This window comes from Streptomyces sp. NPDC093510, from assembly GCF_040683555.1.
In the GTDB taxonomy this organism is placed as follows: domain Bacteria; phylum Actinomycetota; class Actinomycetes; order Streptomycetales; family Streptomycetaceae; genus Streptomyces.
The window spans coordinates 269,378-294,929 of record NZ_JBFBEE010000008.1; the positions used below are offsets into that span (position 1 = coordinate 269,378).

At 72.3% G+C, this 25,552-nt stretch carries 23 protein-coding genes; 6 read left to right on the forward strand and 17 right to left on the reverse strand.

Features of this window, described 5'->3' with window-relative positions; genetic code table 11:
* The first annotated feature begins 57 nt into the window (after positions 1 to 57).
* A complete protein-coding gene (locus AB0N81_RS15505) occupies positions 58 to 198 on the forward strand; it encodes a hypothetical protein (protein WP_365358327.1) in 141 nt (46 codons plus the stop codon).
* Positions 199 to 205: 7 nt separating this feature from the next.
* Here the strand turns inward: AB0N81_RS15505 and AB0N81_RS15510 are convergent, their stop codons facing one another.
* The 4 genes from AB0N81_RS15510 to AB0N81_RS15525 are packed head-to-tail and all read right to left on the reverse strand — an operon-like array spanning position 206 to position 3,714.
* A complete protein-coding gene (locus tag AB0N81_RS15510; protein WP_365358328.1) occupies positions 206 to 688 on the reverse strand; it encodes a GNAT family N-acetyltransferase in 483 nt (160 codons plus the stop codon).
* Positions 685 to 2,193, reverse strand: coding sequence for a tripartite tricarboxylate transporter permease (locus AB0N81_RS15515; protein WP_365358329.1), 1,509 nt, complete (start codon positions 2,191 to 2,193; stop codon positions 685 to 687). The genes AB0N81_RS15510 and AB0N81_RS15515 overlap by 4 nt, the downstream gene beginning before the upstream one ends.
* Position 2,194: 1 nt before the next feature.
* Positions 2,195 to 2,734, reverse strand: coding sequence for a tripartite tricarboxylate transporter TctB family protein (locus tag AB0N81_RS15520; protein ID WP_365358330.1), 540 nt, complete (start codon positions 2,732 to 2,734; stop codon positions 2,195 to 2,197).
* Positions 2,731 to 3,714 (reverse strand): tripartite tricarboxylate transporter substrate binding protein, encoded by a 984-nt coding sequence (locus AB0N81_RS15525; protein WP_365358331.1) that lies wholly within the window; start codon positions 3,712 to 3,714, stop codon positions 2,731 to 2,733. The genes AB0N81_RS15520 and AB0N81_RS15525 overlap by 4 nt, the downstream gene beginning before the upstream one ends.
* Positions 3,715 to 3,845: 131 nt before the next feature.
* Between AB0N81_RS15525 and AB0N81_RS15530 the strand changes: the two genes are divergently transcribed.
* Positions 3,846 to 4,532 carry a response regulator gene (locus AB0N81_RS15530; RefSeq protein WP_365358332.1) on the forward strand — a complete coding sequence of 229 codons (687 nt, stop codon included), beginning with the start codon at positions 3,846 to 3,848 and terminating at the stop codon, positions 4,530 to 4,532.
* 25 nt (positions 4,533 to 4,557) lie between these two features.
* Here AB0N81_RS15530 and AB0N81_RS15535 read toward each other — a convergent pair whose 3' ends face one another.
* Positions 4,558 to 5,364 carry an AraC family transcriptional regulator gene (locus AB0N81_RS15535; protein WP_365358333.1) on the reverse strand — a complete coding sequence of 269 codons (807 nt, stop codon included), beginning with the start codon at positions 5,362 to 5,364 and terminating at the stop codon, positions 4,558 to 4,560.
* Between the two features lie 49 nt (positions 5,365 to 5,413).
* On the opposite strand from AB0N81_RS15535, the gene AB0N81_RS15540 reads away from it, so the two are divergent.
* Positions 5,414 to 5,890: a DUF2000 domain-containing protein gene (locus AB0N81_RS15540; RefSeq protein ID WP_365358334.1), complete on the forward strand. Its 477-nt coding sequence runs from the start codon at positions 5,414 to 5,416 to the stop codon at positions 5,888 to 5,890.
* Positions 5,891 to 6,042: 152 nt separating this feature from the next.
* Positions 6,043 to 7,047: a lytic polysaccharide monooxygenase gene (locus tag AB0N81_RS15545; RefSeq protein ID WP_365358335.1), complete on the forward strand. Its 1,005-nt coding sequence runs from the start codon at positions 6,043 to 6,045 to the stop codon at positions 7,045 to 7,047.
* Positions 7,048 to 7,115: 68 nt separating this feature from the next.
* On the opposite strand, the gene AB0N81_RS15550 is transcribed toward AB0N81_RS15545, so the two are convergent.
* The 3 genes from AB0N81_RS15550 to AB0N81_RS15560 form a co-directional block, all read right to left on the reverse strand.
* Entirely contained in the window at positions 7,116 to 7,979 is an 864-nt protein-coding gene (locus tag AB0N81_RS15550; protein WP_365358336.1) for an alpha/beta fold hydrolase, read from the reverse strand.
* Between the two features lie 214 nt (positions 7,980 to 8,193).
* Complete coding sequence (locus AB0N81_RS15555; RefSeq protein WP_365358442.1) at positions 8,194 to 9,168, reverse strand: hypothetical protein; 975 nt, start codon at positions 9,166 to 9,168, stop codon at positions 8,194 to 8,196.
* A gap of 8 nt (positions 9,169 to 9,176) precedes the next feature.
* Positions 9,177 to 12,650: a DNA polymerase III subunit alpha gene (locus AB0N81_RS15560; protein ID WP_365358337.1), complete on the reverse strand. Its 3,474-nt coding sequence runs from the start codon at positions 12,648 to 12,650 to the stop codon at positions 9,177 to 9,179.
* Positions 12,651 to 12,836: 186 nt separating this feature from the next.
* Here AB0N81_RS15560 and AB0N81_RS15565 point away from each other — a divergent pair, with 186 nt between their 5' ends.
* Together AB0N81_RS15565 and AB0N81_RS15570 are read left to right on the forward strand one after the other, a co-directional pair.
* A complete protein-coding gene (locus AB0N81_RS15565; protein ID WP_365358338.1) occupies positions 12,837 to 13,892 on the forward strand; it encodes a DUF3533 domain-containing protein in 1,056 nt (351 codons plus the stop codon).
* A gap of 66 nt (positions 13,893 to 13,958) precedes the next feature.
* Positions 13,959 to 15,107 (forward strand): AAA family ATPase, encoded by a 1,149-nt coding sequence (locus tag AB0N81_RS15570; protein ID WP_365358339.1) that lies wholly within the window; start codon positions 13,959 to 13,961, stop codon positions 15,105 to 15,107.
* A gap of 256 nt (positions 15,108 to 15,363) precedes the next feature.
* On the opposite strand, the gene AB0N81_RS15575 is transcribed toward AB0N81_RS15570, so the two are convergent.
* The 9 genes from AB0N81_RS15575 to AB0N81_RS15615 all read right to left on the reverse strand — a co-directional run bounded on the left by AB0N81_RS15575 (position 15,364) and on the right by AB0N81_RS15615 (position 25,494).
* Positions 15,364 to 16,446, reverse strand: a complete 1,083-nt coding sequence (locus AB0N81_RS15575) for a S1 family peptidase (RefSeq protein WP_365358340.1) — start codon at positions 16,444 to 16,446, stop codon at positions 15,364 to 15,366.
* A 278-nt stretch (positions 16,447 to 16,724) separates the two neighbouring features.
* Entirely contained in the window at positions 16,725 to 17,606 is an 882-nt protein-coding gene (locus tag AB0N81_RS15580) for a slipin family protein (protein WP_365358341.1), read from the reverse strand.
* Positions 17,607 to 17,750: 144 nt separating this feature from the next.
* Complete coding sequence (locus AB0N81_RS15585) at positions 17,751 to 18,656, reverse strand: S1 family peptidase (protein WP_365358342.1); 906 nt, start codon at positions 18,654 to 18,656, stop codon at positions 17,751 to 17,753.
* Between the two features lie 181 nt (positions 18,657 to 18,837).
* Positions 18,838 to 19,686 (reverse strand): DUF1684 domain-containing protein, encoded by an 849-nt coding sequence (locus AB0N81_RS15590; RefSeq protein ID WP_365358343.1) that lies wholly within the window; start codon positions 19,684 to 19,686, stop codon positions 18,838 to 18,840.
* Positions 19,687 to 19,691: 5 nt separating this feature from the next.
* The gene (locus tag AB0N81_RS15595; protein WP_365358344.1) at positions 19,692 to 20,993 is read right to left on the reverse strand and encodes an NtaA/DmoA family FMN-dependent monooxygenase; all 1,302 of its coding nucleotides are present in this window, start codon (positions 20,991 to 20,993) and stop codon (positions 19,692 to 19,694) included.
* A complete protein-coding gene (locus AB0N81_RS15600) occupies positions 20,990 to 22,060 on the reverse strand; it encodes an LLM class flavin-dependent oxidoreductase (protein ID WP_365358345.1) in 1,071 nt (356 codons plus the stop codon). Before AB0N81_RS15600 ends, AB0N81_RS15595 begins: the two co-directional genes overlap by 4 nt.
* A gap of 8 nt (positions 22,061 to 22,068) precedes the next feature.
* Positions 22,069 to 22,821 carry an amino acid ABC transporter ATP-binding protein gene (locus AB0N81_RS15605; RefSeq protein ID WP_365358346.1) on the reverse strand — a complete coding sequence of 251 codons (753 nt, stop codon included), beginning with the start codon at positions 22,819 to 22,821 and terminating at the stop codon, positions 22,069 to 22,071.
* A gap of 19 nt (positions 22,822 to 22,840) precedes the next feature.
* Entirely contained in the window at positions 22,841 to 24,631 is a 1,791-nt protein-coding gene (locus tag AB0N81_RS15610) for an FAD/NAD(P)-binding protein (RefSeq protein WP_365358347.1), read from the reverse strand.
* Positions 24,628 to 25,494, reverse strand: coding sequence for an amino acid ABC transporter permease (locus tag AB0N81_RS15615; protein WP_365358348.1), 867 nt, complete (start codon positions 25,492 to 25,494; stop codon positions 24,628 to 24,630). Before AB0N81_RS15615 ends, AB0N81_RS15610 begins: the two co-directional genes overlap by 4 nt.
* Between the last annotated feature and the right edge of the window lie 58 nt (positions 25,495 to 25,552).

Sequence of the window (25,552 nt, forward strand, 5' to 3'; positions counted from 1 at the left end):
GCCCGGCTCTCGAATGGACATCGGTAAGGCAGGGAGTCGGAAGGCAGGGAGGCCGCCATGCGCCGAGTGACCACGCACAAGCCCTCGGGCAAGACCGTCAGCCGCCGCGTGCGGGAACGCCAGGAGGCGGAGGCGCGGCCGCAGGAGAGGCCGGAGGTCCGCAAGGACATCCAGCGGACCTGGTGGCCGGACGGGTGAGGTCCCGTCAGCGGTCCTGGAGCCGCTTGCGGTAGTGAATCCGGTCGTACGGCCCCTCGACCCGCCGCTCGACGAACTCGTAGCCGTACCGGGGGTAGATCTCCTGGTTCTCCCACATCAGCGCGTTGGTGTAGAGCCGGATCTCGGGCAGTCCGAGCGCCCGCGCGTGGGCGTCCACGAAGGCGAGCAGGCGGCGGCCCACCCCCTGCCCCGCGGCATCGGGGCGTACCGCGATGGACTCCAGGAGGAGACGGCCCTCGTACGGGCGCGGGACGAGCACCAGCAGACCCACCACGGGGTCCCCGGTGACGTACACGAACCCCGCCGCCACATCGGCCGCGTGGTCGGCCTCCATCGGGCTGGGGACGAGCCCGATGCGTTCGATGTAGTGGTGGTACGCCGCGTCCGTGACCTCCCGCACGGCGGGTACGTCGGCGGCGGTGGCGAGGCGGATGTCCGTGCGGTCCGTGGCGTCTACAGGCGTGGTCATGCCTCTACGTCTACGTCACGGCGGCGCGCCCGCACCACCGCCTTCTTCAACAAGGGCCACGCCACGATCAGGACGATGAGGCCATAGACCGTCACGGAGAACGGTGTGTCGACGAGGCCGCCGACGCTGCCGTCGCTGATCTGCAGGGCGCGGCGCAGTTGTTGCTCGGCGTTCGGGCCGAGGATGACGCCGATGACGGCGGGCAGCACGGGCAGTCCGTAGCGCCGCATGCCGAAGCCGATCAGGCCGATGACGAGCAGGATGACGAGGTCGAGCGGTTCGCCGCCGACCGCGTAGGCGCCCACGGCGGCGAAGAAGAGGATGCCCGCGTAGAGGTAGGGGCGCGGGATGCGCAGGAGCTTCACCCAGAGCGGGGCAAGCGGCAGGTTCAGCGCCAGCAGGAGCACCATGCCGACGAACAGCGAGGCGATGAGGCCCCAGACCAGGTCCGCCTCGCGTTCGAAGAGGAGCGGTCCCGGCTGGATGCCGTACTGCTGGAAGGCGGCGAGCATGACGGCGGCGACGGCGGTCGTGGGCAGGCCGAGCGTCAGCATGGAGACGAGGGTGCCCGCGGCCGAGGCGGACGCGGCGGACTCGGGGCCCGCGACGCCCTCGATGGCGCCCTTGCCCCACTCGTCCTTGTGCTTCGACAGCCGCTTCTCCGTCACGTAGGACAGGAACGTCGGGATCTCCGCGCCGCCGGCGGGGATCGCGCCGAACGGGAAGCCGATGAGGGGGCCGCGCAGCCACGACTTCCAGGTGCGCCTCACGTCGTCCCTGCCCAGCCAGGGGCGGCCGACGGGGATGGCACGCGCGCTGGCGCGGCGCAGGTGGGCGGCGACCCAGAGGGCTTCGCCGATCGCGAAGAGGCCGACCGCGACGATCACCACGTCGATGCCGTCGGCGAGTTGGAGCGAGCCGAACGTGAGCCGCTGCTGGCCGGTCATCTGGTCCAGGCCGACCAGGCCGATGGTCAGGCCGATGAGGAGCGAGGCGAGGCCGCGGATGCGGGAGGAGCCGAGCACCGAGGTGACCGCGATGAACGCGAGCACCATGATGGCGAAGTAGTCGGGTGCGCCGATGTCGACGGCGAGGTCGGCGACCGTCGGCGCGAGCGCCACCAGGAGCAGGGTGCCGATCATGCCGCCCGCGAAGTGCCCGACGGCGGCGGCGGCGAGGGCTTGCGCTCCCCGTCCCGACCTGGCCATCGGGTGGCCTTCCATGGCCGCGACGACGGCCGCGCTCTCGCCCGGGGTGTTGAGCAGGATGGAGGTGGTGGAGCCGCCGAACATCGCGCCGTAGTAGATGCCCGCGAACATGATGAAGGCGCCGGTCGGTTCGAGTCCGTACGTGACCGGGAGCAGCAGGGCCACCGCCATCGCGGGGCCGATGCCGGGCAGTACGCCGATCGCGGTGCCGAGGAGGACGCCGACGGCCGCCCAGAGGAGGTTGATGGGGGTGAGGGCCGTGCCGAAGCCGTCCATGAGGGAGTTGAAGGCGTTCATGTCACAGCACTCCCATCAGGGGGCCGCCCGGAAGGGGCACGCCGAGCAGGTTGTTGAAGACTTCGTACGTGATGACGGAGAGCGCGGCGGCGATGAGCGGATCGCGGTCGGGGTGGCGGCTGCCGAGGGCGTAGGCGGAGCCCCAGAAGAGCAGGGCTCCGGCGACCGGGAAGCCGGCGGGTTCGATGAGGACGGCGGTGGCGAGGAAGACGCCCGCGAGGAGCAGCACGGTGCGCCAGTCGGCGGGTTCGGACAGGTCGATGTCCTCGCCGCCCTCGGCCTCGCCACGACCGCCGCGCAGCACGTCGACGGCGAGCAGGACGGCGACGACGAGCAGTCCGACGCCCACCGCGACCGGTACGGTCTTCGGGCCGACCGGGCCGCGCTGGGTGATCTCGACGTCCATGGTGAGGGCGTCGGTGAGGACGAGCGTGCCGAGGGCCAGGAGCAGGACGCACACGCCGAGTTCGGAGTGTTCGCGCAGCCAGGCGCGGCGGTCCCGTGGCTCGCGGGGTGCATCGGGGACGTCGGTGGTGGTCACAGTCCCAGCTCCTTCAGTACCGAGACGACGCGCTTGTCCTGGGCTTCGAGGAAGTCGCCGAACTTGTCGCCGGTCAGGAAGGCGTCGTCCCAGCCGTTCTTCCTCAGGGACGCGCGCCATTCCTTGGAGGCGTGCAGCTTCCTGACGAGTCCGGTGAGCTTCTTGCGCTCGGCGCCGCTGAGGCCGGGCGGGGCGACGATGCCGCGCCAGTTGGTGAAGTCCACGTCGTAGCCGGACTCCTTGAGGGTGGGCCCGTCCAGGCCGCGCACCCGCTTCGGCCCCGTGACGGCGAGCAGCCTGAGCTCGCCCGACTTGATCTGGTCCAGGTATTCGCCGACTCCGGAGACGCCGAAGGCGACCTTGCTGCCGAGGATGGAGGCGAGCAGTTCGCCGCCGCCGTCGAAGGGGACGTAGTTGACCTTCTTCGGGGCGATGCCGGCGGCGCGGGCCATCAGCATCGGGGCGAGGTGGTCGGGGCCGCCGGGTGACGAGCCGCCGCCGACGGGCACCTTGCCGGGGTTCTTCTTCCAGGCCCGGATGAGCTGGTCGATGGTCTTGTACGGGGAGTTCTTGGCGACCACGACGACGTCCTGCTCCTCGGTGAGGCGGGCGATGGGCGTCGTGTCGGCGAGGGTCTTGGGCGAGTGGTTGGAGCGGGCGGCGCCCACGACGCCGAGGCCCATGGACATGGCGAGCTTGCCGTTGCCGTGCTCGCCGACGAGCCGGGTCAGGCCGACGGTGCCGCCCGCGCCGGGCAGGTTGAACACCTCGATGTTGTGGGTGAGTCCGGCGTCCTCGGCGTTCTTCGCGGCGGTGCGGGCGGTGATGTCGTAGCCGCCGCCAGGGGTGTTGGGGACCATGAGACGCAGGCCGGGGATCTGGGTGCCGGTGTCGGCGCCGCTGCCCGTGGTGAGCAGCGGCGGCGCCACGAGCACGAGGAGGGCGGCCCCGAGCAGGGCGAGGGGTGTGCGCAGGCGCACGTGTGCCACCACCTGTCGGCATGTAGTCGGTTGTGAGGTGGCCCACATGTTGCCCGCGCGTCGACAACCTGTCTCTCTTCCGGAATCAACGGACGTTGTGGTCGTTGTGGTCGCGCCCATAGCCTGCGGCGATGACAAGGGTGCTGGTCGTGGACGACGACTTCATGGTCGCCAAGCTGCACAGTCGGTACGTCGCCGCGGTGAACGGCTGCACCGTGGCCGGAGTCGCCCACAGCGGCGCGGAGGCGGTCGACGCGGTGGAGCGGCTGCGCCCCGATCTGGTGCTCCTCGACGTGTATCTGCCCGACATGGACGGCATCGCGGTGCTGCGGGAGCTGCGGGCGGCCGAGGAGCGCGATCCGGTGCGCCGGCCGGTGGACGCCCTGTTCATCACGGCGGCGCGGGACGCGCAGGTGGTGCGGGCGGCGCTGCGGGCCGGCGCCCTGCACTATCTGATCAAGCCGTTCAACCAGGCGGCGCTGCATGAGCAGTTGAGGCATGTGGCGGCGTTGCGGGCCCGGCTCGACGGCCTTCAGGAGGCGCGCCAGGAGGACGTCGACCAGATCTTCGGGACGCGCCCGCCGGGCTCCCGGGAGCTGCCGAAGGGGCTGGCGGCGCACACGGCGGAGCTGGTGGAGCGGACGTTGCGGAGGCATCCGGGCGGTCTGTCGGCGTCGGAGTGCGCGGCGGCGGGCTCGCTGTCCCGGGTGAGCGCGCGCCGCTACCTGGAGTTCTTCGCGGACACGAGCCGTGTGGAGGTGACGTTGCGCTACGGCGGGACGGGGCGGCCCGAGCGGCGGTACCGGTGGGTGGGGTGAGGGCGGCGCTGTCCCGGCGGTGCCGTCAGCGGCCGCGGGCGTAGCGGCCCGGGGGGACGCCCACCACGCGCTTGAAGTGCCGGGTCAGATGCGACTGGTCGTAGAAGCCGCAGGCCGTCGCCGTATCACCGGGCGGCTGCCCGGCCAGCAGGAGGCGGCGGGCCCGGTCCACGCGGCGGGTCATCAGGTACTGGTGCGGGGCGATGCCGTACGCCGCCCCGAAGGAGCGCACCAGGTGCGCCGGGTGCGCGTGCAGCAGGCGGGCGGCCTCCTCCAGGGCGATGCCCTCGGCCACGCGTGCGTCGAGGAGCTCGCGCAGGGCGCCCGCGAGCCGGTGGTCGGGCGCGGGCCCGGCTGCCGCGGCCAGGCGGGGGCGCAGCCGCTCGCGCAGCCGTTCCGTGACGAGCGTGAGCCGGGCGGCCGCCTCCAGTTCGTCGCCCGGGCGTGCGAGGGCCGTGTGGAGCTGTCCGATGCGGTGCCGCAGCAGCGGGTCGACCAGGTCGGGGGCGTCCGCGGCGGACCCGATGAACGACGTGTCGAGCGGCCCGTCCTCCGTCGCCTCCAGATACAGGACGCGCTTGCGGAAGCCGTCCGGGGTGGCCGCGGAGCCGTTGTGCGGGATCTGCGGCGGCAGCAGCGAGACGGTGCCGAACGGGGTGCCGTGCGCGTTCCGCTCCAGGTCGTAGCGGACGGCGCCCTCGTCGACGATCAGCAGCGTCCATGTGTCGTGCACGTGCATGGGGTAGGCGTGCCGCGTGAAGTGGGCGTGGAAGACCTCCGTGACGCCCTGCACCGCGGGGCGCCACGCGGTGATCTCCTCGCCGGCCGCCATGCAAAGAACGTACAAGACGGGGGCGGACGGCGATCGGCAGTCTCAAGGCATGAGCACAGACACCGCCATGACGCCCCGCACGCCCACCCCGGACACCGCCGCCGAGCGGCGGCCCGTCCGCTTCGACACCAAGATCGCCGTACTGCTCCGGGACGACCTGGAGAGCTGGCAGCGGCTGAACGTGACCGCGTTCCTCGTGAGCGGGCTCGGCACGCGGCTGCCCGAGGTCGTCGGGGAGCCGTACGAGGACGCCGACGGCACCGCCTACCTTCCGATGTTCCGGCAGCCGGTGCTCGTCTTCCAGGGCGGCAAGGAGGTGCTGACCGCCGCCCGCGGCCGCGCGCTCGGGCGGGACCTGCCGTGCTCCGTGTTCACCTCCGACCTGTTCGCCACCGGCAACGACACCGACAACCGTGCGGCCGTCCGGGCTGTCGCGGGGGACGCGCTGGACGTGGTGGGGATCGCCGTCCACGGGCCACGCAACGCGGTCGACAAGGTGCTGAAGGGCGCCCGGATGCACCCGTGACCCTCGTGCCGGGGGCTCTACCTGAGCTCCCGGTTAGCACTCCCTTAAACGCACCATAAGGATCTCCGTTCTCCGTTCTCAGCAGGGGTTTTCGCGGATTTCAGGGGCTAGCTTTCTGGTCGCCCCCTGAACCGTCATCGAGGAGAACCACCATGACTCGCCTCCGCAAGGTGTCCGCCATCGCCGCCGTCGGTGTCGCGCCGCTCGCCCTGACCGCCCTGTCGGTCGCGCCCGCCGCCGCGCACGGCTCGATGACGGACCCGGTCAGCCGGGTCTCCGCCTGCTTCCAGGAGGGGCCGGAGTCCCCGAAGTCGGCCGCCTGCAAGGCCGCTGTGGCGGCCAGTGGCGCGCAGGCCTTCTACGACTGGAACGGCGTGAACATCGCCAACGCCGCCGGCAAGTCGAAGGAGATCATCCCCGACGGCAAGCTGTGCAGCGCCGGCAACGACAAGTACAAGGGCCTGGACCTGCCGCGCGCCGACTGGCCGTCCAGCAAGCTGTCCGCGGGCAACCACACGTTCCGCTACAAGGGCACCGCCCCGCACAAGGGCTCCTTCGAGCTGTTCGTCACGAAGGAGTCGTACGACCCGTCCAAGCCCCTGAAGTGGTCGGACCTGGAGGAGAAGCCCTTCGTCAAGGTCACCGACCCGAAGATGGAGAACGGCGACTACGTCTTCGACGGCAAGATCCCCGCCCGTGAGGGCCGCCACCTCATCTACTCGATCTGGCAGCGTTCGGATTCCCCCGAGGCGTTCTACACCTGCTCCGACGTCGTCTTCGGCAAGGACACGGGCGGCGCCGGCTCCGCGCCCGCCCCGGCCGCCTCCGCACCCTCCGACCAGGACATCGCGGCGGGCGCCGACAAGTCGTCGGTCGAGCACCACGGCCACGGGGACGCCGACGCGGACACGGGCGCCGAGGCCACCGAGGCCGCTCCCGCCGCGGACGGTCCTGACGAGGCGGCCGGCGACAACCGGCCCGAGGTGAACGGCGGCGCCGAGAAGCCGGTCACCACGGCGAACGACAACCTCGCCGAGACCGGTGGCGACAGCACCACGCCGTACATCGCGATGGGTGGTGCCGCGATTCTGGCCGTCGGCACCGCGGCGATGTTCGCCACCACCCGCCGCCGGGCCGCCGGACGCCACGGCCGCTGAGGCGTACGTGTCCGACGTGACGGGCCGCGCTCCCTGCCCGGGGGGCGCGGCCCGTCGCGTCGTCGCGGCTACGACAGGCAGGTGCTCGGCGTCGCGTGCGCCGGGTCGAGGGCGTTCGCGACCTCGTGGTGGGCGACGCGGTCCAGGACCCCGATCGCGACGTGCTCCGAGAGGGCGACGGGGCACAGGTCCTGAAGGGTGACGTTGCGGACGTCGGGGCCGTTCAGGAACTGGCTGCGGTACGGGGTGACGACCTCGTCGTACTTGGTGGCGATGACGGTGTAGCGCACGCCGGGCACCGTGTCGCCGCCCTCGTTGAGCCTGGTGAGGAAGGGCGATCCCGCGACCTGGTCGGCGAGGCTCGGGGTGTTCGTGGTCAGCAGGTCCTCGATGCCGGGGAAGTACGGCAGCAGCCTGGTGAGGCCCAGCAGGGTGGTGCCGTGGTTGTCGGGGGCGAGGCCGATCAGGGCGTTCACCTCGTCGGCGCCGCCGAGGAACTTGAGGTAGTGGCGGGGCATCATGCCACCCTGCGAGTGGCCGACGAGGTCCACCTCCTTCGTGCCCGTCGAGGCGAGCACCTTGTCGACGAAGCCGTCGAGCTGCTCGGCCGACTTGTCGATGGGGCCGAGCCCGTTGAAGAACGGCACGCCCTTCAACTGGCCGTAGTCCAGGGAGTAGACGCAGTAGCCGCGCTTGACCAGGTAGGGGGCGAGGACGAGCCAGTTGTCGACGGAGTTCCCGAAGGTGCCGTGCACGAGGACGACCGGGCGGGGGTGTGCGGCGGACGGCTTGCAGCCGTAGTCGTTCCAGCCCCTCGACGTCGCGGAGGGCGCGGTGTCGGCCGCGGCCGTGGCGGCGGGAGCGAGGGTGACCGCGCCCGTGACGAGCAGGGCGGCGGCGAGGGCGCGCAGCGCGCGTCTCCAGGGCAGCATCGTGTGATCTCCTTGCGGCTCAAGGGAGTCGAGTCTGTGACGACGTGGTGCGATGCCGTGATCCGGATCACCAGGATGTTGCGTACACGACAAGCTACGCGCGAGTAGCGGAAGAGTGAAGTCGCGCGTCGGCAAAAGTTCCAGCGGTCACTGGCACGGTTCGCGGACGGACGCGCCGGCGAACGCGCCGCGCAGAGGTCACGCCGCGCAGAGGTCACGCCGCCAGCGTCCCCGGCACGATCGCGCCCGGGCCGAACTTCTCCCGTGCCCGGTCGGCCACCTCCTCGATGCGGCGGGCCTTCTCGTCCGCCGGGTCGAACGTCAGCTGGTGGGCGGCGTGTTCGGCGGGGCCGAGCCCCTCGGCGCGCAGCGACACGGCGCGCACCCGGGCCCGTTGCAGGCCGAGCGCCTCGTACATGCGGTACGCGGCCGTGGTCAGCGCGGTGGAGTGCGCGGTCGGCTCGGGCAGGGCCCGGGTCCGGACGGTCGTACTCCGGTCCGCGTACCGCACGGTGAGGGTCAGCGTGCGGCACACCTGGTCCTCGCCGCGCATCCTGGCGCCCAGCTCCTCGGCGCCGGAGAGCAGTGCGCGGCGGTGCCGGAAGGGGTCCAGTTCGTCGCGGGGGAAGGGCCGTTCGACGGAGAGCGAGCGCGCGGCGGCGTTCGGCACGACCCGGGTGCGGTCGATGCCCCGCGCCTTCTCGCCGAGCTCGCGGCCCGCGCGGGCGCCGACCAGCCGTTGCAGGGTGGACAGGGGCGCGGCGCCGACCTTCCCGAGGGAGTCGAGGCCGTACTCGCAGAGGGTGCGGGCGGTGGCGCGGCCGATGCCGGGCAGTTCGCCCACCGGCCGGTCGGCGAGGAACTCCCGTACACCGTCAGGACCTTCGGGCACCGCGCGGGTCACGCCGGGGGCGGCGCCGCGCGCGGCCAACCGCGCCAGCATCGGCCCGGGTCCCGCGCCGATCGCGCACTCCACCCCGTACAGGGCGAGCGCCCGCACCCGGATCAGCGCGGCCAGGTCGACGGCGTTCCGTCCGAAGTACCGCCGCGCGCCCCGCACGTCGACGAGCGCGGCGTCGGGCGGCAACGCCTCCACCTGCGGGGTGAACTCGCCGAGCAGGGCGAGCAGTTGGGGCAGGACCGCCTCGCACATGGGTGGCAGCAGGAAGCGTACGTAGAGGGTGGTGATGCCGTCGTTCATCCCGCGCTCCCCGGGCTCTGGTGCCACAACTTCCGTGTCGATGCCGTCCCTTCGCCCGCCGGGCGCAGGTCCGCCCAGGGGTGCATCTCGTATCCGTTGGCCATGCGGATGCGGCGCCCCTGCGCCACCGGGGCCGGCTCCGAATCCGGCTCCGAGTCCGGTCCCGGTTCCGGTCCCGGTTCCGCCAGGCGCTGCGCCACCGCGTCGAGGCCGCCCTCGTTCCGCACCTCCACGAGCTCCGCGAGGTTCCACGCCGCCGCGCCCACCACGCTGAGGCTGCGCGGTCCGCGGCGCTGCACCACGCCGCGTACGAGCAGCAGCCAGGAGTGGAAGACGGTGTGCGCGCACCGCTCGTGGGCGTCGTCGAAGAAGGCCAGGTCGACCAGGCCCGTACCGTCGTCCAGGGTGGTGAAGATGACGCGCTTCCCGGAGCGGATCGGCGGGGTCTGCGTGGCGGCCTTGGCGCCCGCGACCAGGACGGTCGCGCCGTGTTCGGCCTCGCGCAGGCGCCGGGCGCTGAAGACGCCCAGCTCCTCCAGGAAGGCGCGGTGGTCGCCCATGAGGTGGCGCGAGGAGTCCATGCCGAGGACGCCCAGTTCGGCGCTGAGGCGCTCCGCGTCGTCCAGATCGGGCAGGCCCGCGGGCGCCGCCCTCCGGCCGCCCGCCAGGGGCAGTTGGGCGCCGGCGGCGCCGCGTGCGCCCCGCCGCAGCTCGGCCAGGTGGAGTTGCAGGTCGCGGCGGTTGGCGCCGAACGCGTCGAGCGCGCCGACCTGCGCGAGCCGTTGCGCGACCGGCTTGGAGGGCCTGGCCCGCTCCCAGAAGTCGACGAGCGAGGAGTAGGGCTGCCCGTCGGCGATCCGGGCGGCCTCGGCCTCGCTGATGCCGTGCACGTCGGAGAGCGCGAGCCGCAGCCCCCAGACCTCCCTGGGCCCAACCTTGCCCGCCTCATCGGACACCAGTTCGATGCGGTGGGCGACCGCCGACCGGTTCACGTCCAGGGGAAGGATCGGCACCCCCCTGCGCCGCGCGTCCGCGAGCAGCAGCCGCTTCGGATACATCCCGGGGTCGTGCGTGAGCAGCCCGGCGTAGAACGCGGCCGGGTGGTGGGCCTTCAGCCAGGCCGACTGGTACGTCGGCACGGCGAAGGCCACCGCGTGCGCCTTGCAGAAGCCGTACGAACCGAAGGCCTCGACGATCTCCCAGGTGCGGCCGATCGTCTCCGCGTCGTACCCCCTGGCCGCGGCGTGCTGCGCGAACCAGAAGCGGATTCTGCCCTGCGACTCGGGGTCGGAGAGCCCGCGCCGCACCCGGTCCGCCTCGTCGCGCCCGCAGCCGGTCATGATGTCCACGATCTGGATGATCTGCTCGTGGAAGACGACGACGCCGTACGTCTCCTTCAGGGGTTCCGCGAGGTCGGGGTGCGGGTAGCGGACGGGCGCGCGGCCGTGCCTGGCCTCGATGAAGGGCCGCACCATGTCGGCGGCGACCGGGCCGGGACGGAACAGCGAGATGTCGACCACCAGGTCGTGGAAGGTCGCGGGCTGGAGGCGCCCGACGAGGTCCCGCTGGCCCGGCGACTCGATCTGGAAGCACCCCAGCGTCTCGGCGGACCTGATGAGCCGGTACGTCGCCGGGTCGCCCGGCGGGACCTGGCGCGGGTCGTCGACGTCCACCGCGTCGCCCGTGGCCCGCTCGACCTCCGCCACCGCGTGCGCGATCGCCGACTGCATCCGCACGCCGAGCACGTCCAGCTTGAGCAGGCCGAGGTCCTCCACGTCGTCCTTGTCGAACTGCGACATGGGCAGGCCCTCGCCGCTGGTCGGCATCACGGGGGTGCGGGCGAGCAGTGAGGCGTCGGAGAGCAGGACCCCGCACGGGTGCATGGCGACGCCGCGCGGCAGCGCGTCCAGTGCCTCGACCAGCTCCCACAGCCGGTCGCGGTCGCCCAGCTCCTCGGCCACCGCGCGCAGTTCCGGCAGTTCCTCCATGGCGGCGCGGGCGTCGCGGGCGCGGATGTGCGGGAACGCCTTGGCGATCCTGTCGATGTCGGCCGGGTCCATGGACAGGGCGGCGCCCACGTCGCGTACGGCGTGGCGCACCCGGTAGGTCTCGGGCATGGCGACCGTCGCGACCCGCTCGGGGCCGAAGCGGCCGATGATCGCGCGGTAGACCTCCAGGCGGCGGGCCGACTCGACGTCGATGTCGATGTCCGGCAGGACGTGCCGCCGCTTGGACAGGAACCGCTCCATGAGCAGCCCGTGCTCGACGGGGTCGGCGTGCGCGATGCCGATGAGGTGGTTGACGAGGGACCCGGCGCCGGAGCCGCGCGCCGCGACCCGGATGCCCAGGCCGCGCACGTCGTCGACGACCTGCGCCACGGTCAGGAAGTACGAGGCGTAGCCGTGGTGGTCGATGATGTCCAGCTCGTGGTGCATCCGCTCCCAGTAGTCGCGCCGGGAGTCGTGGCCGAGCCGCACCATGCCCGCCGCCGCCCGCGAGGCGAGGACGCGCTGCGCGGTGCGGCGCCCGGCGCCCACCAGGTGCGGTTCGGGGAAGCGCACGGAGCCGATGCCGATGTCGTCCTCGGCGTCGACCAGGCATTCGGCGGCGGCCGCCCGGGTCTGTTCGAGCAGGCGGTGGGCGGTGTCGCGGCGGAAGCCCGCGGCCTCGACGACACGCTCGGCGACGCGCAGCATGTCGTCCGCGCCCTTCAGCCACCGCTCGCCGCTGTCGAGTTCCTTGGTCGGGTCGACGGGGACGAGGCGGCGGGCGGCGTCGAGGACGTCGGCGACGGGGCCCTGGCCTGGGTCGGCGTAGCGCACGGCGTTGCTCAGGACGGGGCGCACGCCCTGTTCGGCGGCGAAGCCGACGGTGCGCGCGGCCAGGCGCAGCGAGCCGGGGCCCGTGCCCTCGCGGCCGTGCCAGACGGACTCCAGGCGCAGTGCGTCGCCGTACCGCTCGCGCCAGGGGACGAGGAGGCGGGCGGCCCGGTCGGGGCGGCCCGCGGCGAGTGCGCGGCCCACATCGGATGCGGGACCGAGCAGCACGGTGAGGCCCTCGCCGTGGTTCTCCTGCCAGGGCAGGACGGGCTGCCCGTCCGCGGCGTCGCGGTGCGCGGCGGTGACCAGGCGGCAGAGCGCGGCCCAGCCGGTAGCGCCGTCGCGGGCGAGGAAGGTGACGCGCGGGGTCGACTCGTCGATGAAGGCACCGCCACGTACGGGGGCCCGGCGCCGCTCGCCCTTGGCCGGGGCGGGCGCGCCCACCGCGAGCTCGGCCCCGAACAGCGGCCGCACGCCCGCCTTGGCGCAGGCCTTGGCGAACCGGACGGCGCCCGCGAGGGTGTCCCGGTCGGTGAGGGCGAGGGCGTCCATGCCCCGCTCGGCGGCACGTTCGGCGAGCCGCTCCGGGTGCGAGGCGCCGTAGCGCAGGGAGAACCCGGAGACGGTGTGCAGATGCGTGAACCCGGGCACACGCACCTCCTGAAACCCTGAACCGATCCGATCTCACATCCCCCGCCTCCCACCATAGACCAGTTTCGAACTCACGTACGACACACACGTTCGATTCACTGTCGGAGAGTGACCCGCCCGCCCCCTGCGTCGTCCGTTCGGCCCATCCCACCTGCGGAAACGACCCACGACCCCGAGCGTGGGGACATGAGGTTCGCCGACGAATTGAAGAGCGCCGTCACTCCGCGAGCAGCCCTGCTCGTCCTCGGCGTACTCGCCCTGCAACTGCTGTTCATCGCCTCCTACGTAGGGGCCCTGCACAACCCGAAACCGACAGACGTGCCCTTCGGAGTCGTCGCCCCCGGTGCCGCGGCCGAGCAGACCGCCGACCGGCTGAAGAAGCTCCCCGGCGACCCGCTCGACCCCCGTGTCCTCAAGGACGAGGCCACGGCCCGCCGCCAGATCATGAACCGCGACATCGACGGCGCCCTGCTCGTCGACCCCCGCGGCACCACCGACACCCTCCTGGTCGCCTCCGGTGGCGGCACCGCACTCTCCAGGACCCTCACCACGCTCGCCACCGACATCGACGCGGCCGAGAAGCGCACGGTCAAGACCGACGACGTGGCCCCGGCGTCGGGCCAGGACTTCAACGGCCTCTCGTCCTTCTACCTGGTCGTCGGCTGGTGCGTCGGCGGCTATCTGTGCGCGTCGATCCTCGCGATCAGCGCGGGCTCCCGGGCCTCCAACGTGCCGCGCGCGGTCATCAGGCTCGGCACCATGGCGCTCTACTCGATCGCCGGCGGGCTCGGCGGCGCGGTCATCATCGGGCCGATCCTCGGCGCCCTGCCGGGCAGCGTCCTCGGCCTGTGGGGCCTCGGCGCCCTGGTGATCTTCGGGGTCGGCGCGATCACGCTCGCCCTGCAGTCGCTCACCGGCATCGTCGGCATCGGCCTGGCCGTCCTCCTCGTCGTCATCGCGGGCAACCCCAGCGCGGGCGGCGCCTTCCCGCTGCCGATGCTGCCGCCCTTCTGGGAGGCGATCGGGCCCTGGCTGCCGCCGGGCGCGGGCACCTGGGTCGCCCGCTCCATCGCGTACTTCGAGGGGAACTCGGTCACCCGGGCGCTGCTCGTCCTCTCCGCCTGGGCCGTCCTCGGCGTCGTCGTCACCCTCGCCCTGTCCGCCCGGCGCAGAACGCCCAACAGCAGCTCCATCGACCTCACCGGCACCAACTACGGCAGCGGCAGCAGGCGCCTCGGGTGACGTGAGCAGCGTGCGCCCCCGGCTGCACGAAGGGCATTGTCAGACCCGGGTGCGAGGCTGAACCGCATGATCCGCACACTCGCCGTCGAGAACTACCGCTCCCTGCGCAAGCTGATCGTCCCGCTGGACCGGCTGAACGTGGTCACGGGGGCGAACGGCACGGGCAAGTCCAGCCTGTACCGCGCCCTGCGCCTGCTCGCCGACTCCGCCACGGGCGGCGCGGTCGCGGCCCTGGCCCGCGAGGGCGGCCTGCCGTCCGCGCTCTGGGCGGGCGAGCGGACGGCGGAACCCACCGGTCTGAAGCTCGGCTTCGCCGGCGACGAGTTCGGGTACGCGGTCGACTTCGGCCTCCCCCAGTCGAGCGGCGCGGGCCCGCACGGCACGCCGTCCCTCTTCCGGCTCGACCCGGAGATCAAGCGGGAGTCCACCTGGGCGGGCCCCGTCCTGCGGCCCGCGTCGTTGCTCTGCGACCGCGCGGGCCCCGCCGCGCGCACCCGCACGGCCGACGGCGGCTGGCACCGCACCCAGGGCATCCGGCCGTACGACAGCATGCTGAGCGAGTTCGCCGACCCGCAGCTGGCACCCGACCTGCTGAGGCTGCGCGAGCTGATCCGCTCCTGGCGGTTCTACGACCACGTGCGCACCGACGCCGACGCGCCCGCCCGCGCCGCCCGGATCGGCACCCGCACCCCGGTCCTCTCCCACGACGGCGCGGACCTGGCCGCCGCCCTGCAGACCATCCGCGAGACCGGCGACGACGCGGCGCTCGACGCCGCGGTGGACGACGCCTTCCCGGGCAGCCGGGTCCACGTCACCGACAACGGCGGCCGGTTCGAGCTCCAGCTGCACCAGCGCGGGCTGCTGCGCCCGCTGGGCCCGGCCGAGCTCTCCGACGGCACGCTGCGCTACCTGCTGTGGACCGCCGCGCTGCTCACCCCGCGGCCGCCCGCCCTGCTCGTCCTGAACGAGCCGGAGACGAGCCTGCACCCGGACCTCCTGCGCCCGCTCGCCGACCTGATCCTCACGGCGACGACGGAGACGCAAGTGGTCCTGGTGACCCACGCCCACCCCCTCGCCGAGGCCGTCGCCAAGGGGGCGGCCCGCCACCAGGTCGACGTCAACTCCATCGAGCTGACAAAGGAGTCGGGCCGGACGACGGTGGCGGGCCGGGAAAGCCTCCTGGACGAACCGCTGTGGTACTGGCCCAAGCGGTGAGTCCGCACCTGCGGCTCGTCAGTGGCTGCTCGCGCCGTAGTACGCCTGCCGCATGAGCCCCTCCCTCTCGGAGAGCATCGGCATCCGGGGATCGGCCGGAGCGCACTGGTCGGCGTACGCGTTCATCGCCTGCTGCTTCTCGTGTCCCCGAACTCCGGGAAGAAAGTCCCGAAAGGTCCCTTCTCCGGGCTTCCCGCAAGCAGAAAAAGCCCCGCCCCCGCTTTCGCGGAGGCGGGGCGTCGAGTGTCCTGCGGGATCAGCCGATCTCCGCTCCGTAGGCCGAAAGGGCCTCCGGAACCGGCTGGAAGAAGGTCTCGCCGCCGGACGAGCAGTCGCCGCTGCCGCCCGAGGTGAGACCGAGCGCGGTGTCACCGGCGAAGAGCGCGCCGCCGCTGTCGCCGGGCTCGGCACAGACGGTGGTCTGGATCAGACCGTCGACCTGGCCCTCCTGATAGTTGACCGTGGCGTCGAGCGCGGTGACGTCACCGTCGTGGACCTGCGTGGTGCTGCCGCTGCGCGTCACCTCCTGGCCGACCGTGGCGTCCCCGGCCTTGCTGATCGGCTGGGAGCTGCCGTTGTAGAGGTTCACCTCGCTGGGGTGCGGGGTGTCGGCCGTGTACTTGACGATGGCGTAGTCGTTGCCCGGGAAGCTCGACTCCTCCGTGGCGCCGATCTCCGAGCCGCCCTGCGAGTCGGACCAGCTCTTCACCGCGTTGCCGCAGTGACCGGCCGTCAGGAAGTACGGCTCGCCGCCCTTGACGACGTTGAAGCCGAGCGAGCAGCGCGAGCCGCCGCCCCAGATCGCGTCGCCGCCGGCGATGAAGGCCTTGTACTCGCCCTTGCTGTGCTTGAGTTCGGCCTTGCCGCCGAGGCTCTTCACGATCGAGCTGACCTTGTCGAGCTTCGCGCCCTTGACCGTGCGGTCGGCCGTGACGACGACCTTGTTCGTGGCCGGGTCCATCGCCCACGAGGTGCCGGGTACGGCGGCCTTGTCGTCGAGCGTCGCGCGGGCGCTCTTCAGCTCGGCCAGGGAGTTCTCGACGATTCTGGCCTTGCCGCCCGCCGACTCGACGGCGTCGGCCGCCTTCTGGTTCAGCACGTTCACGACGAGGGCCTTGGCCTTCGCGTCGTAGTACGTGCCCGCGGCGTCCGCGCCGAGGTCCTTACCGAGAGCCGAGGCGAGCTTTCCGGCCTTCGCCACCGAGAGGGTGTCCGGTGTCGGCGTCGGGGAGTTCTCGCTCGCGTTCGCAGTCTGGAAGGTGATTCCCGCGGCCACCAGCGCGGCGATGCCCGCGCCTGCCACGGCGGCACGCCGCTTGGGTATGCGTCGGTGCTTCAAAACTCACGACCTCCTGTGGGGGGAACGACCCGGCGGGCGTGGGGGCCTGACGGGCCGCAAGGTTGCACCGCACGGAGTTGCCACGCTGAAATAGGCGCGTCCATGCCAAAGTTGCCTCGTCCACTATCCCGAGGCCGTCCGGTAGCACACAAGGTCGACTTCAGGACGCGCACACGTGGACGGCAGTGCGCCCCTCGCACATCGAGTGCGCCCGGTCACGCCACGTCGGTTCCCGTTGCAAACACCGCGCGCGAGGAACGATCGTCAGCCTGTGAGGACTAGTCCTGTCCGGTTCTCGATCCTTCCGAGGGGCCCGGCTCTCCGGCTTCCGCCCCTTGCGCTCCGGATTCCGGCAGCTTCGCGGGGGGCGCGGGAGGCGGCTGCTGTTGCTGCGGCAGGGCCGGCTGGGCCCGCTCCAGGAAGCGGAGGAGCTCGACGGGGAAGGGCAGGACGAGGGTGGAGTTCTTCTCGGCGGCGACGGCCACCACGGTCTGCAGGAGCCGGAGCTGGAGGGCGGCGGGCTCCTCGGACATCTCGTGGGCGGCCTCGGCGAGCTTCTTGGAGGCCTGGAGTTCGGCGTCGGCGTTGATGACGCGGGCGCGCCGCTCGCGGTCGGCCTCGGCCTGGCGGGCCATGGAGCGCTTCATGGTCTCCGGCAGCGACACGTCCTTGATCTCGACGCGGTCGATCTGCACGCCCCAGCCGATGGCCGGGGAGTCGATCATCAGCTCCAGGCCCTGGTTGAGCTTCTCGCGGTTGGAGAGCAGGTCGTCCAGGTCGCTCTTGCCGATGATGGAGCGCAGCGACGTCTGCGCCATCTGCGAGACCGCGAAGCGGTAGTCCTCCACCTGCATGACCGCCTCGGCGGCGTCGACCACCTTGAAGTAGATGACCGCGTCCACCCGGACCGTGACGTTGTCGCGCGTGATGCCGTCCTGCGCCGGCACCGGCATCGTCACGATCTGCATGTTGACCTTGCGGAGCCGGTCCACGAACGGCACGACCATGGTGAACCCCGGCCCGCGCACGGACTGCTGCAGCCGTCCGAGGCGCAGCACCACACCTCGCTCGTACTGTTTGACGACGCGCGCCGCCGCCATCACGTAGACCACCCCGACCGACCCGAGGGTCAGCCCCGCCGCCACCAGCTCCTCGACCATGCCGGCCCCCCAGGGTCCGAATTGGGCGTGTTGAGCGTTCCCCTCGAAGGTAGCTCTCCCCGAGGGCTTGAGCGAGCCCCCGCCCGGTGTCCGGACGGGGGCTCGCCCGCTGCTGGCTGCGGGCTCAGGCGCCGTGCGTCCGGATCAGTAGACGCTCACGTTGTACGCGCGCAGTGCCTCGGTGACCGGCTGGAAGAACGTCGTACCGCCGGACGAGCAGTTGCCGCTGCCGCCGGAGGTCAGACCGAGCGCCGTGGTACCCGAGTACAGCGGGCCGCCGCTGTCGCCGGGCTCGGCACAGACCGTGGTCTTGATCATGCCATAGACGACGTCGCCGCCGCCGTAGTTGACCGTCTGGTTCAGCGCGGTGACGCGGCCGCTGTGCGTGCCGGTCGTGGAACCGCGCCGGGTCACGTTCTGTCCGACGGTGGGGTCGGCGGCCCGGGTGATGTCCTGGCTGCCCACGGTGCCCGACTTGGTGATCGAGGTGTTGGTGTACCGCACGATGCCGTAGTCGTTCGTCGGGAAGCTGGAACCCGACGTGGTGCCGAGCACGGTGGTCTTCGCCGAGTTGGCCCACCAGGTGGTCGCGCCGTCGGTGCAGTGACCGGCGGTCAGGAAGTAGTAGGCGCCGGCGCTGTTGCGCACGTTGAAGCCGAGCGAGCAGCGCCAGCTGCTCGCGTAGATGGCGTCGCCGCCGGAGATGTACTTCTGGAACTTGCCCGGCGTGCGCTCGATCTTCAGCGCGTCGGCGCTGGCCCCGGCCGCGTCCTTGAGCTTCGCGATCTCGGCCTTGGAGACCGTGCTGTCGGCGGTCACGACGACCTGCTTGGTCTTCGGGTCGACACCCCAGGCGGTGCCCGCGACATCGGCGTCGAGGACGGCGTCACTGGCCTGTTCCAGCTGTGACGCGCTGAAGGTCGCCATGCCGTCCTGGGCGCTGGCCGCGGGCACGGCGAGAGCGCCCGCAGCGACGAGTCCGGTGGCTATGGCGAGCAGACGGGTGCGTCTCGCCGAACCGTTGTGGGGGATGGTGCGCTTGATCCTCACGTTGTTCCCTCCCGAGGGAAGTCAGTGGGTCCTTGTGGGTTGAGGACCCGTGAGGCGCAGCCAAAGAGCAAGCCCGGATTCCGGTTACGCCGTGCTCCTGACAAGCGCTGCTCGGGAGTATTGGGGGGTGGGCACGAGCCGCACAAGGGCGCCTTTCGGCCGTGATCGATCCTCCGACGTCTCAGCGGCGAAGGTTCCGCTCTCCCGCCGCCACCTCGCTGACCAGCGTGTTGCCGGGCGGCGGGAAAGGGCAGACGAAGTGGTCGGCGAAGGCGCACGGGGGCAGCACGGTCCGGTTGAAGTCGACCGTGGTGCGCCCTTCCGCGTCGGGCGCGGCGGGCCGCAGGAAACGGAAGCGGTAGCTGGACGTCCCACTGGTGGCGTCCGCGAAGACGGCCCACAGCGATCCGTCCGCCTCGACGCTCACCTGGAGGGTGTGCTCGACTCCCCCGAGGCGGAAGGAGAGTTCACCGCCGAGGCCGAGGCCGCGCTCCTTGCCGTCCGCGTTGCCGACGAGGACGGTGCGGTCCTCGTCGTACGGGACGAAGCGCCCGGGCACGGCCCAGCGGGCGTCGTACGCGGTGGCGTCGATGCCCCGGAAGGCGCGGCGCGTGGCGGCGTCCGGGTCGAAGACGCGCACCGCCCACAGGCCTTCGCGCCGGATGACGACGAGGCGGCGGGCACCGTGCGCGACGCGGGCCCCCGCGACCGGCCCGCTGTCGGCGTCCAGCCGGACCTCGCCGGTGCGGGGCCGCCCGTCGACGGTGAGGCCGTCGTCGTCCCCGGCGGCCAGGACGACCGCGTCGGATGTCACGGACTCGGACGTCACGGACTCCGACGTCACGGACCAGTGCCCGGGGATGCCCGGAAGGCGTCCGTCCGGATGGTCGGCGAGCCAGTGCGTGCCGGTGAGGGAGAGCGGCCCGTAGGGGGCCGACACCGTCTGGGTCCGCTGCTCATGCCAGTGCTTCCAGTCCTGCGCGTCGTCGGTCATGTCGTCGGTCATGTCGTCGGTCATGTCGTCGGTCATGGTGATCAACCCTTCCATACGGGCTCGGGCAGCCCGAGGTGGGAGCGCAGCGTCGCGCCCTCGTATTCCGTGCGGTGCACACCGCGTTCCTGGAGCAGCGGCACCACCTTGTCGACGAAGTCGTCGAGCCCGCCGGGGGTGAGGTGCGGCACGAGGATGAAGCCGTCGGCGGCGCCGGTGCGCACGAACTCCGTCAGGTCGGCGGCGACCTGGTCCGGGGTGCCGATGAACGACTGGCGGGCCGTGGTCTCGATGACGGTCTGGCGGATGGAGAGCCCCTTGGCCTCGGAGAGCGCCCGCCACTTCGCGGCGACGGCGAGCGGGTCGCCGATCTTCACCCGGCCCTGGACCAGCTGCGAGTCCGGGTCCGGGTCGATGTCGGGCAGCGGTCCGTCCGGGTCGTACGCGGAGAGGTCGACGCCCCAGACCTGCTCCAGGGCGAGGATCGCGTTCTGCGGGGAGATCTGTTCGCGGCGGATGCCGGTCGCCTTCTCCTGCGCCTCGGCGGCGGTGTCGCCGAGGACGAAGGTGACGCCGGGCATGATCTTCAGGTCGTCGGCGGCCCGCCCGTACTTCGCGAGGCGCCCCTTCACGTCGGCGTAGAACTCACGGCCGGCTTCCAGGGTGCCGTGCCGCGTGAAGATCACGTCGGCGGCGGACGCGGCGAACTCGCGCCCCTCCGGCGAGTCCCCGGCCTGGATGACGACGGGGTGCCCCTGCGGGGAGCGCGGCGCGGTGAACTCGCCCTCGATCGTGAAGTGTTCGCCGTGGTGCGCGAAGGGCCGCGGCCTGCCCTGCGGCGTCCAGGAGTCCCACAGCTCGCGCGCCGTCGCGAGGAACTCGGCGGCGCGGGTGTACCGGTCGGCCCGGTCGAGGTAGCCGCCGCGCCGGAAGTTCTCGCCGGTGAAGGCGTCCGAGGTGGTGACCACGTTCCAGGCGGCACGGCCCGCGCTCAGATGGTCCAGCGAGGCGAATCTGCGGGCCAGCTCGAAGGGCTCGTTGAAGGTCGCGTTGACGGTGCCGGCGAGGCCGAGCCGCTCGGTGACGGCGGCGAGCGCGGTCAGGACGGTGAGCGACTCGGGCCGCCCGACCACGTCCAGGTCGTGGATCCGCCCCTTGTGCTCGCGCAGCCGCAGCCCTTCGGCGAGGAAGAAGAAGTCGAAGAGACCGCGCTCGGCGGTGCGGGCGAGCTCTGCGAAGGACGAGAAGTCGATGTGCGAGCGGGACCTCGGATCGGACCAGACGGTGGTGTTGTTGACCCCGGGGAAGTGGGCGGCCAGGTGGACCTGCTTGGGGCGCTGTGTCATGAGGACTCCCCCGCGAGCGCGGCGTATCGGTTGGCGGGCCGGGCGAGCTCCAGGTGCTCGCGGAGCGTGCTGCCCGGATAGAAGGTGCGGAACAGGCCCCGGTGCTGGAGCAGTGCGACGGTTCCGTTGACGAGCCGCTCCAGGTCACGGCGTGGCTCGGCGGGTGTGAGGTGGAAACCGTCGACGGCGCCCGACCGGTGCCAGTCGGCGATCAGCTCGGCCAGGTCGACGGGGCCGCCCCGGTAGGCGGGCCCCTCTGCGGTGGGCAGCGGCCCGCCTCCGTGGCCGGGCTCCGCGGCGCACTCCCCGCCGCCGAGGTCGACGTGGAGGGCGGCGAACACCAGCAGCGTCCGCGGGTCTCGCCCGCATCGCGCGGCCAGGCCCCGCAGTTCGGCCCGCGCGGCGTCGGCCCGCTCGGCGGACGCGGCCCGCACGAGGGCGACGTCCGCGTACCGGGCGGCGGTCTCGCGGGCCTGCGGCGCGGTCGCGTCGACCACCCGCACCGGGTGGCCCTGCGGCGGCCGCGGCACGATGGAGGGCCCGCGCACCGAGAACGTACGGCCCTGGAAGTCGGTGTGGTGCAGCTTGTCCCGGTCGATGAAGCGGCCCGTCGCCACGTCCCGTATCTCCGCGTCGTCCTCCCAGCTGTCCCACAGCCGGGCGGCGACGTCGGCGACCTCGCCCGCCTCGTGCCACAGCTCCTCGCGGGACGCGGCGCCGCGCCGCCCGAAGAGCCGGGCCTCGGCCTCGGTCGCCGACACGTCGAGCGTCCAGCCGGCCCGCCCGTGGCTGACCCAGTCGAGGGTCGCCACCGCGGCCTGCACGTGGAACGGCTCGGTATGGGTGGTCGTGACGGTCGGCACGAGGCCGATGCGCCCGGTGCCGGGCGCGATCCTGGCGGCCACGGCGAGCGCGTCGGGTCCCGGGCGCGCGAAGGAGTCGCCGAGCGTCACGAAGTCCAGCGCTCCCTGCTCGGCGAGCAGCGCCGACTCGGCGTAGGCGTCGGCTTCGTGGGCGTCGGGGGCGCCGGGCCGGTCGATGGCGACGGCGAGGTGGAGGGAAGGCATGCGTACTCCTAGAGGACCTTGGAGAGGAAGGCGCGCGTGCGTTCGTGCCGCGGCCTGTCGAGTACGTCGGCGGGGGCGCCCTGTTCGACGACGCGGCCGTCGTCCATGAAGACGACGGTGTCGGCCACCTCGCGGGCGAAGCCGATCTCGTGCGTGACGACGATCATCGTGGTGCCCTGCCGGGCGAGGTCCCTGATGACGTCAAGGACCTCGCCGACCAGTTCGGGATCGAGCGCGGAGGTCGGCTCGTCGAAGAGCAGCAGCTTCGGCTCCATGGCGAGGGCGCGGGCGATGGCGACGCGCTGCTGCTGTCCGCCGGAGAGCTGTCGGGGGTAGGTGTCGGCCTTGGCGGCGAGGCCCACGCGCTCCAGGAGTTCCCGTGCGGCCCTCTCCGCTGCGGGGCGCGGCCGTTTGAGCGCGGAGACGGGTGCCTCGACGACGTTCTCCAGGACGGTCAGGTGTGGGAAGAGGTTGAAGTCCTGGAAGACGAAGCCGATCCGGGTGCGCTGCTTGAGCACCTCGCGTTCGCGCAGCTCGTACAGCTTGTCGCCGGAGCGCCGGTAGCCGATGAGCGTGCCGTCGACGCCGACCTGTCCCCCGTCGACCTTCTCCAGGTGGTTGATGGTGCGCAGGAGGGTGGACTTGCCGGAGCCGGACGGGCCGAGGACGACGGCGACCTCGCCCCTGCCGACCCGGAGGTCGACTCCCTTCAGCACCTCCAGCGCCCCGAAGGACTTGCGTACGGAGCGGAGTTCGACCATGGGGGAAGCGGCGGCGGGGTCACTGGGAAGGGGCAGAGGCAGAGGTAGAGACATGGGGTCCTCGGGTCCGAGTGGTCAGCAGGAAGTCGAGTACGGCGCGTGCGGTGGCGTCGTTCTGCCGGAAGGTGGGGCTGTTGGTCCGTGGCCGGGTGAACGCTCCGGCGCCGCGCGCGTCGGTGTGCGGGCCGAGCGCAAAGCGGCGCGGGTGCGCCGCGCCGGCCCGGTCGAGCACCCGTCCGTCGGCCGGGTCGACGGCGAGGAGGCCCGCCTCGGTCGACGCGGCGCCCTCGGCGTACAGGGCGCGCAGCAGCGGATCGCGGGTGCGGGCGAGGGTGGGCTGCGGCAGCCGCGCCTCGACGAGCGCGCGGGCCTCGGTGACCTGTCCGGGCAGGGTGGGGCTCTGGGCGCGGAACACCCCGCCCTCGGCGGTGACCCGGACGTCCGCGCCGAGGAACCGCACGACTCCGGCGCGGGAGAGCGCGAGCAGCTGCCTCAGCCGGGGCCCTGGCGGCCCGGACGCGAGGTGGCTGAAGAAGCCGTGCCACCAGGGCCCCACGTCGCCGAGCCGCACCAGCTGCCCGTAGACGGAGAGCAGTCCGAGGAAGACGGCGAGGTCGGGGCTGTGTCCGGGGTCGTGCCTGCGTGCCAGGTCGGCGGCGATGTGGCCGCGCAGCCCGTCCTGCAGCTGCTCGTAGGAGGTGTGGCGCACCCCGGCGAGGGGATGGTCCAGCGCCGTGAGGTCGAGCCGGTCGGCGGGGTCGGGCACGGCGGAGACGACGAGGGCGTCCAGCTCGGGGCTGCCGGGGTCGCAGGCCCCGTACTTCTCGTCGAAGTCCGTCCATGCGGTCCGGGTGCGTTCGGGGTGTGCGGTGAAGAGGCGGTGGTAGTGGGCGAAGCCGAGCTCCTTCTCGACGAGCGGCCAGACGTCCCGCCGGAAGTCGAACCCGCCGGGTATCCCCAGGAGTCCGTCGATCTCGGCGGGACCCAAGTAGCGCGGCAGGGGCGGCCGTTCGCCTGCCCAGTCGTAGCCGATCTTCGACCGGTAGGGGACGCCGCGCCGCGAGCCGACGTACAGGACGGGTTCGCGGCCCGAGGGGTGGTACGTGTCCCCTTCGTGCCGTCCGCCGCGCCCCTCGGTGAGCAGCACCATCAGGTCGACGAAGGCGAGGCCGAAGCCCCGCACGATGACGGGCGCGCCGGGGGCGAGCCGTGACAGGTCGCTGTCGGCGGTGAAGTCGGGCGGCAGATGCACGAGCCCGTTCCGTTCGGCGTACGCGGCCAACTCGGCCTGTTCCTCGTCCGGTTCGGCGTCCAGGTGGCCCTGGGCGAGGATGACGAGGTCGGCGGCGAGGGGATCGTCGACGCCTTCGAGGGTGACCTCCTGGCAGGTGTCGCGGCCCCCGGTGACGCGCAGCGCCCTGCGCCGGTGGTGGCGGACGACGACGCCCTCGGGCAGGGCGGCGACGGCCTCCTCGTACACCCAGCGCAGGTAGGCGCTCTGCTCGCGGCGGCCGAGGAAGGCCCGTCCGTCGCGCCCGGCCCACTCGTGGAGCGCGGGGCCCGGCAGAACCGGGCCCGCCACCTCCACCGTCTCGTCGGTGAACATGGTGACGTCCCGCGCCTCGGAGTTCATCCAGAGCAGCGGCGACTGGTCGTGCCGCCAGATGCGTCCGCCGCCGGGCGGGTAGGGGTCGACGAAGTGGATGTCGAACCCCGGACCCGCCCCTGAAAGAAGGGTGTTGGCGGCGATGCGCTCCAGGATTCCGGTGCCGCGGGGCCCGGCCCCCACGATCACCAGCGAGCGCCTCATCGGGACCGCTCCGACCCGCGCGCGTAGTGCCGCTCGACGTAGTACTGGCCCACGCTGAGCACCGAGGTGACCACGACGTACCAGATGGTGGCGACCATGAGCAGCGGGATGACCTGGTAGGTGCGGTGGTAGACGAGCTGCACGGAGTAGAGCAGGTCCTGCACGGCGATGACCGAGACGATCGAGGTGCCCTTGAGGGTGCCGATCAGCATGTTCCCCGCGGGCGGCACGATGGACCGCATGGCCTGCGGCAGGACGATCCGCCGCCAGCGGCGCCACCGCCCAAGACCCAGCGAACGGGCGGCCTCGACCTGCCCCCGGTCGACGGAGAGGATTCCGCCGCGCACCACTTCGGCGGCGTAGGCGGCCTCGTGCAGGGTGAGCCCGATGACGGCGATGGTGACGGGACCGAGCAGGTCCACCGTCTTCACGCCGAACACCTGCGGGTACAGCGCCCCGATGTTGAACCAGAAGAGCAGCTGGACCAGGATCGGCATCGACCTGAAGAACCAGACGTAACCCCAACTCACGGCGCGCAGAACGGGGTTGTCGGAGAGCCTGCCCATGGCGAGGAGCGTGCCGAGCGTGAAGCCGAGCGCCATGACGAGGGCGGTCAGCCAGAGCGTGAGCCCGAGGCCGCGCAGCACGGCCGCCGAGGTGAAGTGGCCGGCGACGACGTCCCACTGGAACGCCTCATTGCGTACGACGGAGTCGGCGGCCAGCGCCAGCAGGACCAGGACGACCACGGCCGCCGTCCACTGACCCACGCGGGGACGGGGCACGATGCGCGGCTCGGCGGGGGACGCGTCGGGATCTCGGGGCGAAGGGGCGGTTGCCACTTTGGCGAGGGTGTCGGAAGACATGCGGAAGGCTCCGTGGATACAGAAGATCGAACACGGGTGACGCCTTCACACGGACCGA

Coding starts and splice junctions, on each gene's coding strand:
- AB0N81_RS15505 (WP_365358327.1), top strand. CDS start 58: ATGCGCCGAGTGACCACGCACAAGCCCTCGGGCAAGACCGTCAGCCGC.
- AB0N81_RS15510 (WP_365358328.1), bottom strand. CDS start 688: ATGACCACGCCTGTAGACGCCACGGACCGCACGGACATCCGCCTCGCC.
- AB0N81_RS15515 (WP_365358329.1), bottom strand. CDS start 2,193: ATGAACGCCTTCAACTCCCTCATGGACGGCTTCGGCACGGCCCTCACC.
- AB0N81_RS15530 (WP_365358332.1), top strand. CDS start 3,846: ATGACAAGGGTGCTGGTCGTGGACGACGACTTCATGGTCGCCAAGCTG.
- AB0N81_RS15535 (WP_365358333.1), bottom strand. CDS start 5,364: ATGGCGGCCGGCGAGGAGATCACCGCGTGGCGCCCCGCGGTGCAGGGC.
- AB0N81_RS15540 (WP_365358334.1), top strand. CDS start 5,414: ATGAGCACAGACACCGCCATGACGCCCCGCACGCCCACCCCGGACACC.
- AB0N81_RS15545 (WP_365358335.1), top strand. CDS start 6,043: ATGACTCGCCTCCGCAAGGTGTCCGCCATCGCCGCCGTCGGTGTCGCG.
- AB0N81_RS15550 (WP_365358336.1), bottom strand. CDS start 7,979: ATGCTGCCCTGGAGACGCGCGCTGCGCGCCCTCGCCGCCGCCCTGCTC.
- AB0N81_RS15565 (WP_365358338.1), top strand. CDS start 12,837: ATGAGGTTCGCCGACGAATTGAAGAGCGCCGTCACTCCGCGAGCAGCC.
- AB0N81_RS15570 (WP_365358339.1), top strand. CDS start 13,959: ATGATCCGCACACTCGCCGTCGAGAACTACCGCTCCCTGCGCAAGCTG.
- AB0N81_RS15580 (WP_365358341.1), bottom strand. CDS start 17,606: ATGGTCGAGGAGCTGGTGGCGGCGGGGCTGACCCTCGGGTCGGTCGGG.
- AB0N81_RS15590 (WP_365358343.1), bottom strand. CDS start 19,686: ATGACCGACGACATGACCGACGACATGACCGACGACATGACCGACGAC.
- AB0N81_RS15595 (WP_365358344.1), bottom strand. CDS start 20,993: ATGACACAGCGCCCCAAGCAGGTCCACCTGGCCGCCCACTTCCCCGGG.
- AB0N81_RS15600 (WP_365358345.1), bottom strand. CDS start 22,060: ATGCCTTCCCTCCACCTCGCCGTCGCCATCGACCGGCCCGGCGCCCCC.
- AB0N81_RS15605 (WP_365358346.1), bottom strand. CDS start 22,821: ATGGTCGAACTCCGCTCCGTACGCAAGTCCTTCGGGGCGCTGGAGGTG.
- AB0N81_RS15610 (WP_365358347.1), bottom strand. CDS start 24,631: ATGAGGCGCTCGCTGGTGATCGTGGGGGCCGGGCCCCGCGGCACCGGA.
- AB0N81_RS15615 (WP_365358348.1), bottom strand. CDS start 25,494: ATGTCTTCCGACACCCTCGCCAAAGTGGCAACCGCCCCTTCGCCCCGA.